This window comes from Mesorhizobium sp. M7A.F.Ca.CA.002.09.1.1, from assembly GCF_003998555.1.
In the GTDB taxonomy this organism is placed as follows: Bacteria; Pseudomonadota; Alphaproteobacteria; order Rhizobiales; family Rhizobiaceae; genus Mesorhizobium; species Mesorhizobium ciceri.
The window spans coordinates 1,899-9,722 of record NZ_RZRR01000100.1; the positions used below are offsets into that span (position 1 = coordinate 1,899).

The following is a 7,824-nucleotide window of genomic DNA, read 5'->3' on the forward strand; positions in this document are numbered from 1 at the left end:
GGCGCGCGTGGCGCCGCGGAAGATCGCCAGCAGCAGATCGGTCTGGCCGTGGCCCGCCAGCCCGGCAAGGCCGATGATCTCCCCAGCGCAGGCGACGAGGTCGGTGCCGTCCTTCTGCGCGGCGGGCCGCGCCCGGACCCTCAGCGGACTGGCGGCGGGCTTGGCGGCAGCGATTTGCGCCGCGATCTTCTGGCGCGCTTCCGCGCCGCCCATCGCCGTCACCAGCCGGTTACGGTCGAAGGCGGTGGCGGCGTCGGCGACAACCACCTTGCCGTCGCGCATCACCACGATGCGGTCGGCGTTGCGCAGCACCTCCCCCAGCACATGCGAGATCAGGATGCAGCTTTTGCCGCCGGCAACGAAGCGGCGCACGAAGGCCAGCAACTGGCCCGCCGTATGCGCGTCGAGCGACGATGTCGGCTCGTCGAGGATGACGAGGTCGAGACGATCCTGGGTGACGGTGAAGGCGCGCGCCACTTCGACCATCTGGCGACGGCCGATCGACAGGTCGCCGACAATGTCCGACGCCGAGATGCTATGACCCGGAAAGATCTCGTCGAGCTTGGCGGCGATCAGCTCGGCCGCCTTGCGCCGCCAGCCGAAGCCACGCAGCGAAGCGTGGTTGATGCGTGTGTTCTCGGCGACGCTGAGATTGGGGCACAGCGACAGTTCCTGAAACACGCAGCGTATGCCGAGCTGCTGCGCGCGCGACACCGAGTAGTTGTCCTCGGTGTCGCCATGCACGCCGATCTGCCCGCTGTCGGGCACCAGCGTGCCCGCCACCATGTGCATCAGCGTCGATTTGCCGGCGCCATTGTGGCCGACGAGCCCGACGCATTCGCCGGGTCCGACGTGAAAATCCACGCCACCCAGCGCGCGAACGGCGCCGAAATGCTTTTCGGCGCCGTTCAGTCTGATGATGTCAGCGTTACCCCTGGGCATGCTCAACGATACTCGCTTGGCGATACGGACGGCAACGCTTGGCCGACACTCACTTGATGTTGGCTTTGATGGCCGCGATCGCGTCTTCCTGCGTGTATTCGTGGCTGGCGACGCCGCCCTTGGGGATCTTTGGCAGCTCGGCCTCGAAATCGTCCTGCGTGAAGGCCAGATACGGCACCAGCAGGTCGTGCGGAATATCGGTGCGGCCGTCGAGCACCTGCTGCGCCACCCAGAAGGCGAGCGATGACACGCCGGGCGCGATCGATGCCGACCAGGTCTGGTAGCCGTCCTTGTCCTTCTGCTCCTTCCACCACTGCAACTCGTCCTGGCGGTTGCCCATGATGATGGTTGGGCGCGGCTTGCCGGCGGCGGCGAAGGCCTGTGCGGCGCCGTAACCGTCGCCGCCCTGATCGACGACGCCGACGATGTCGGGCAGCGACGGCAGGATGGTCGCCACCGCCTTTTGCGCCGTCGTCTGGTCCCAGTCGCCGGTCACCGAACCGACGATCTTGAACTCGGGATGGGCGGCGACGCCTTCGAGGATGCCGGCATGGATGGCATCATCGATCGAGGTGCCGGCAAGGCCGCGGATTTCAAGCAGATTGCCGCCCTTGGGCTGGAACTTGGCCATCTGCTCGACTTCCTGCTTGCCCATGTCCTTGAAGTCGACGACGACGCGGTAGGCGCAAGGCTCGGTCACGGTGCCATCGAAGGAGACGACGGTGATGCCGGCATCGCAGGCCTGCTTGATGGCGCCGTTGAGCGCATCCGGCGAGGCAGCGTTGATGACGATGGCGTCATAGCCCTGCAGGATCAGGTTCTGCACCTGCGCCGCTTGCGTCGGCACCTCCTTGTCGGCGGTGGTGAAGATGTCGGCCGCGCCGACCACCTTGTCGGCGACCGCCTTCTTGGTGACGATGCCATAGCTGTCGAGCATCGCCTGTCGCCAGGAATTGCCGGCATAATTGTTGGAAAAAGCAATCTTCTTGCCACTGGTGTCGGCCAGCGCCGTGCCCGAAGCGAGCATTGCCGCCAGAGCGCCCAGAACGAACAGTTTCTTCATGTCGTTATCCTCCCAGATGTGTTGACTGCTGTATTCCCACCGGCTTTGACCCGGCCTCACTCCCAACTCTGATTTGAGCACGGATTGTCGCGAGCTCAAAACAGTCTCAATCCCGGCACGCGCACCCTGAGCCGGTACAGCGACGTCGACGCGGCAATGTAGAGGCTTTGCAAATCGTCGTCGCCGAAGGTGAAATTCGCGCAATCTTCGGGCGTCCGGATGACGCCAAGAATGGTGCCCGACGCGTCGAAAATGTGGATGCCGCCGGGTCCGGTGCAGTAAAGATTGCCGCGGCTGTCGATCTTCATGCCGTCGGGCGCTCCCGGCCCGTCGCCCTCGGTTGCTGCCCACACCGCGCCGCCATTGAGGTCGCCATTGGCTTCGACGCCGAACACCCTGATGTGCCCGCGTTCGGTGTCGTTGATGAACAGCCGCGACTCGTCCAGCGAAAAGCACAGCCCGTTCGGCTGCCCGAAATCGTCGGCCAGCAATGTCAGCCGGGCGCCGTCGCCATCGATGCGGTAGACGCCCTGGAACGGCAGCTCCTGCGGGCGTGGCACGCCATAGAACTCCCTCCGGCCATAGCCCGGATCGGTGAAGTAGATCGATCCGCCGGTGGCAACGACGATATCGTTCGGGCTGTTGAGCTGCTTGCCCTGATGATGCGTGGCCAGCACGGTCACGCTGCCGTTGGGCTCGGCGCGGGTCACGCGGCTCGTTGCGTGCTCGCAGGTGACCAGCCGCCCCTGGCGGTCCAGCGTGTTGCCATTGGCCTTATGGCTCGGCTCGCGGAACAGCTCGATCTCGCCCTCGGCACTGCAGCGATACATCCGGCTTTCCGGAATGTCGGAGAAGACCAGCCATTTCTCATAGGGATGCCAGACCGGCCCTTCGAGGAAGCCGAAGCCGCTCGCCAGCGTTTCGATCGGCGCATCGCCGACGACATCGTCGAAACCGGAATGGCGCGCACGCGCCGGCACCGACATCATCGGCTCCCGGCGCGAACAGCCGTGCTACTCCGCATGGTGACGAATGGCATGAGCGCTTCCCGATACAGTCTTCTTGTTGGGGCAGAGCGTAGGCGCGGTCCCGACGAGCCGATACGGGTCAAAGCGCACGGGCGACTGTGCATTTGCACAGTCGCCCGTGCCTATCGAGCGTAGAATACCGGCGACGTCAGATCAGGGCCGGCGAACACTTCGCAAAAGCGCGGTCAAGGTTGCGCTCGCGCACGCCACCGCCACAAGCACGACCACGCCAGCAGCATTGGACTCCTGTTGTGTTCGAGCTGAGCCGTGCTGCACGGACAAAGGGCTGTGAACCAACCTCTTCAGATCGGACCGGCTGCCGTGGCGAACGGAATAGGCGCGCGTGAACTCGGCGCCGAGGAGGAAAATCTCCGACGAGTAGTAAACCCAGAGCAAAATCACGAGCAGTCCGCCGGCGGCGCCGTACGACGACGCAATCGCGCTGGTGCCGATATACCAGCCGATAAGCGATTTTCCCAATGTGAACAGGGCCGCGGTTCCGACAGCGCCGATTCCCACATCGCGCCATTCCAGGGTTCGATCGGGCAAAACCTTGTAAATGGCGGCAAACATCACGGCGATAAGCACAAACGAAACGACGCCGTTGATCCCGCTGAGTATGATCGTTCCGAACGGCAGATGGGCGTTGATGAAAGCGCCCAGTGCCGAAATCGCAGCGCTTGCGATGAGAGAGACCAGCAACAGGAACCCGAGTGCGGCCACCAACCCCAGACTGGCGGCCCGTGCCCTCACCAGACGCGACAGGGAATTGCCTTGCGGTTCGATCTTCCAGATTGTGTTCAACGACTGCTGCATTTCGCCGAAGACGCCAGAAGCGGCTACCAGCAAGGTGACCAGCCCTATGATCGCGGCCCAGGTGCCGTACAGCCTGCCGGATGCACTTTCCAGCGCAGTCTTGAGGAGATCGGCGCTTTCCGGTCCCATCAGCCCTGATATCTGCGCGGACAAGGCCAATTGTGCGGCATCGTGGCCGAAGACGAGACCAGCAATCGCAACCACGATCAGCAAGATCGGCGCCAGCGAGGTGGCGGCATAAAAGGCCATCGCCGCACCATGGCTGAGCGCATTGTCGTCGATGAAACCGACGACGCTTTCGCGCACCAGGTGCCATGAATCTGCAAATGAGGGTCGCACTTCGGATCCGCAGGCGTTGAGTTGGCGTTCACTAGCAATGCGCCGGACCTTCCGATGTTCCGGCTTGTGGCCGCCGCTGTTTCAGTGCTCCGCCAGCCAGGCGTCGAGCCGGTCCTGTTCGCGACGCAGTGCGTCGATGTTGATCAGGCCGCGCGCCATGGCGAGATAGATCGCCCGCGTCCGCGAGTTGAACACGGAAGCATCGCCGGTGCCGTCCTCCGCCGGCACGATGCCGAGCTTGTCGTAGCAGTGCTTGATGCGGCTCTGCGCACCACGGATCGACAGGCCGCGACGTGCCGCGATCGCCCGGTCGGTCAGGCCGAGCGCGATGTCGATCAGGCTTTCATATTCGCCGTCGGTGATGCCCTCGAACTTGTCCTGAACGCGATGCTGGATGCCGCGGATCTCGCGGTCGATGATGCAGTGGCCTTCGCGGAAAACCCCGCGCAGGGCGGACCGCATGCCTTCCTCCGTCGCCGATTTCAGCACATAGCCGTAGACAGAGCCGGGCGGGACGATGCGCGCCACGCCGCGCACATAGGCTTCGTCGGCGAAATTCGACCAGAACAGGATGTGCGTGCCGGCGCGGCGGTTCCAGATCGCCCTGGCAACTTCGATTCCCGTCGCCTTCGGCATCTGCAAATCGAGCACGACATGCAGTGGCTCGCGCTCAGTCGCCAGGTTGATGGCGTCCTCGCCGTCGCTCGCTTCGATCACCTCGACGTCACCGGGCCACAATTGCTCCACCGTCCGCCGCGCGAAGCTACGGTGCAGCCCGTCATTCTCGGCGATCATCACAAGCATCACATGGCCTCCGATACGGCGAGTTCGCCAGGCATTGTTGCAGCCGCCGCCAGTTCCCGTAATGGCTGGCGGTCGATCTCGACGACGACACGGGTGCCGCCGTTCTTGCGGCCGGCCTGGCCGATGCGCAGCCGCGCCCCGATAAGGGCTGCCCGCGTGTGCATATGGCCGATGCCGCCATACGCGGCCGGGTCAACGGCGCCGCAGCCCTGGCCGTCATCCGTCACGATCACCCGCAGCACGCTCGCGGTCGACGCCAGCAGCACGTCGATGCGGTGCGGCGCGGCATGGCGAACGGCATTGTTGATCGCTTCCTGCACGATCCGGTAGAGCGCGGTCCGCACTGGCTCCGACAGGCTGTCGGCGCCGCCGTCGCTGGTGTCGGCGATGCGCACGGCGATCGGCGGCTTGGCCCTGGCGACGCTGCGGTTGAGATGCGCCTCGACCGCATCGCGCAGGCCGAACAGTTCAAGCACGCTCGGCCGGATGTCGTCGACGATGTGGCGCAGTTCCGTCAGGCAGCCGGCGACCTCCTTCTCGAGATCGGCAAGCTGTGCTGCCCGCGCCACGCCCTGGCCGCGAAGTGCCGAGAGCTGGCGCGCGATGCGGGCGAGATCGGCAAGCGTCTGGTCGTGCAGGTCCATGGCCATGCGCCGGCGTTCGCGCTCCATGCCTTCGGTCAATTGCGAGGCGCCGACGCGCAGCAGCTCGACGCGATTTCGCGCCTCGCTCTCGGCCAGCATGGCGCGGCGCGCCTCCTCGGTCTGGATCAGCGCGAAGATGTAGGGCGCGATCAGGTCGGCGCATTGCTGCGCGACCGCGACGTCGGCAAGCGTGTAGCAGTCGACCTCGTGCCGGCTGATGTTGAGCGCGCCGATGATGCCGCCGCGCGCCCTGAGCGGCACGACGATGCGGCTGCGCAGCCTGGCGGCGAAGATCGGACCATCGATAGCGGTGGCGAAATGGAACCGCTCGTCGCTCAGCGCGTCGTCGGCGAGCAGATAGGGGACTTCGCCCCACAGCACCGAGCGGATCGGGCTGACTTCGGTCGGCAGCGGATGCTGGGCAAGCTCGCTCCAGCTGGTGTGGAAGCCGGCTTCGTAACAGGCGTGCCGGCGCCCATCATGCGACAGCACCGCCAGATCCATGTGGTCGTGCGGGATGAGCGAGCCGATCTCGATGGCTGTCGCGCGGAACGCCGTGCCGGGATCGATATGGCCGGCAAGCGCCCGCGATATCGCCAGCAGCCGGTCGATCAGGACCAGGGACACTTCCGCCATTGCTTTCACGATCCTCCCGTGCCGGGAAATAGTGGACGCATGCCGCCGCCGCTGTCAACGACGGTGCCTTTGGTCATAGGAATTTTTTCTTGACTCGGTGAGCTCAGCTATGGTACATTTTCGTCCATGGTGCTGATTTGCGCCGGTGACCCGCCGCACTGGCGGGTTTTTCATTTGCTGCTCCGTCAGCGCAGACGAAAGCTCCGAAGAAACCCGTTAGCCCTAGTTCGTTGCCCTGCCGTCGGCGCCGATCAACTTGCGGTGCAATGATTGTAAAGGGTTCGCGTCCTGGTCTAGGGAGGAGGCCAGGAGACCGAAACAGAATGCCAGTGACGCAAAACGTTGCTCCGGGCGCCCCGGGAATTCCGGCGCGCTGGACGTCAAGCGCCAAGAGCGGCGTCGGAACGTCGCTTTCGCCGGCCGGCCGGATCTGGTTCACGATCAGCCACGGCATGCTCAACGAAATCTACTATCCGCGCGTCGACAGTGCCTGCACCCGCGACCTCGGCCTCATCGTCACCGGCGCCGCCGGCTATTTCTCGGAAGAGAAGCGCGCTGCCACGCACAGCATCGAACCGTTCGAGGACGGCGTACCCGCCTACCGGCTGGTCAACACGGCGAACGACGGCGCCTGGCGGATCGAAAAGCGCATCCTCGCCGATCCGGCGCGCCCGGCGCTGCTGCAGGAAATCACCTTCACGGCGCTGAGGGGCGTCGCTGACGATTATCGCGTCTACGCGCTTCTGGCGCCGCATCTGGTCAATGCCGGCATGGGCAACACCGCCTGGGTCGGCGAGCACGAGGGAAAGCCCGTGCTGTTCGCCTCGGGGCGCGGCTCCTGCCTGGCGCTGGCCTCGTCGCTGCCCTGGCGGACCGGCTCGGCCGGCTATGTCGGTTTTTCCGACGGTTGGCAGCAACTGCACAACACAGGTGAGCTCGATGCTGCGTACCAGCGGGCCGAGGACGGCAATGTCGCGCTGACCGGCGAGATCGGCTTTTCCGCGGCCAGGACCAAGGCTTTGCTGGCGCTGGGATTTGGCGCGACGCCCGAGGAGGCCGCGGAACATGCTTTCGCCAGCCTGAAGCAGGGTTTTGAACCCGCGGCGAAATCCTACCTCCAGAACTGGCGCAACTGGCAAAAGGGCCTGCTGCCGCTCGACCGGCACGCGGTGCCCGGGATCAACTTCTATCGCGTCTCGACGGCGGTACTGGCGACGCACCGGTCGATCGCCACACCGGGCGCCGCGGTCGCCAGCCTGTCGATCCCGTGGGGCTTCGACAAGGGCGACGACGACCTCGGCGGCTACCATCTGGTCTGGCCGCGCGATCTGGTCGAGACGGCCGGCGGCTTTCTTGCTGCCGGCGACGCCGCCTCGGCGTTGCAAATCCTCGACTATCTCGGCTCCATCCAGCAGCCGGACGGCCACTGGCCGCAGAACGCCTGGCTCGACGGATCGGCCTATTGGCCCGGCATCCAGATGGACGAATGCGCCTTTCCGCTGCTGCTGGCCGAAGCTTTGCACCGCGCCGGCCATTTGCCGCACGCCAGGCT

Annotated in this window: 6 protein-coding genes and 1 pseudogene; 1 reads left to right on the plus strand and 6 read right to left on the minus strand. The window is 65.1% G+C overall.

Annotated features, from left to right (window positions below; translation table 11 throughout):
* The 6 genes from EN994_RS35965 to EN994_RS07030 form a co-directional block, all read right to left on the minus strand.
* Positions 1-942, minus strand: a 942-nt coding sequence (locus EN994_RS35965) for an ATP-binding cassette domain-containing protein (RefSeq protein WP_245465994.1), incomplete at its 3' end; no start/stop codon positions are given.
* Positions 943-991: 49 nt separating this feature from the next.
* The gene (locus tag EN994_RS07010; RefSeq protein WP_013528926.1) at positions 992-2,005 is read right to left on the minus strand and encodes an ABC transporter substrate-binding protein; all 1,014 of its coding nucleotides are present in this window, start codon (positions 2,003-2,005) and stop codon (positions 992-994) included.
* Between the two features lie 95 nt (positions 2,006-2,100).
* Complete coding sequence (locus EN994_RS07015; protein ID WP_245462575.1) at positions 2,101-2,994, minus strand: SMP-30/gluconolactonase/LRE family protein; 894 nt, start codon at positions 2,992-2,994, stop codon at positions 2,101-2,103.
* Positions 2,995-3,186: 192 nt separating this feature from the next.
* On the minus strand, positions 3,187-4,155 hold the full coding sequence (locus tag EN994_RS07020) for a YihY/virulence factor BrkB family protein (RefSeq protein WP_245441347.1): 969 nt from the start codon (positions 4,153-4,155) through the stop codon (positions 3,187-3,189).
* Between the two features lie 114 nt (positions 4,156-4,269).
* Positions 4,270-4,992 (minus strand): response regulator transcription factor, encoded by a 723-nt coding sequence (locus EN994_RS07025; RefSeq protein WP_027163049.1) that lies wholly within the window; start codon positions 4,990-4,992, stop codon positions 4,270-4,272.
* On the minus strand, positions 4,992-6,272 hold the full coding sequence (locus EN994_RS07030) for a histidine kinase (protein WP_063169507.1): 1,281 nt from the start codon (positions 6,270-6,272) through the stop codon (positions 4,992-4,994). The genes EN994_RS07025 and EN994_RS07030 overlap by 1 nt, the downstream gene beginning before the upstream one ends.
* Before the next feature lie 323 nt (positions 6,273-6,595).
* On the opposite strand from EN994_RS07030, the pseudogene EN994_RS07035 reads away from it, so the two are divergent.
* Positions 6,596-7,824, plus strand: a pseudogene (locus EN994_RS07035) (glucan 1,4-alpha-glucosidase); the annotation flags it as partial.

Bases quoted from the DNA above. Each gene is read 5' to 3' on its own strand.
- EN994_RS07025 (WP_027163049.1), bottom strand. From the start codon at position 4,992: ATGCTTGTGATGATCGCCGAGAATGACGGGCTGCACCGTAGCTTCGCG.
- EN994_RS07030 (WP_063169507.1), bottom strand. From the start codon at position 6,272: ATGGCGGAAGTGTCCCTGGTCCTGATCGACCGGCTGCTGGCGATATCG.
- EN994_RS07015 (WP_245462575.1), bottom strand. From the start codon at position 2,994: ATGATGTCGGTGCCGGCGCGTGCGCGCCATTCCGGTTTCGACGATGTC.
- EN994_RS07010 (WP_013528926.1), bottom strand. From the start codon at position 2,005: ATGAAGAAACTGTTCGTTCTGGGCGCTCTGGCGGCAATGCTCGCTTCG.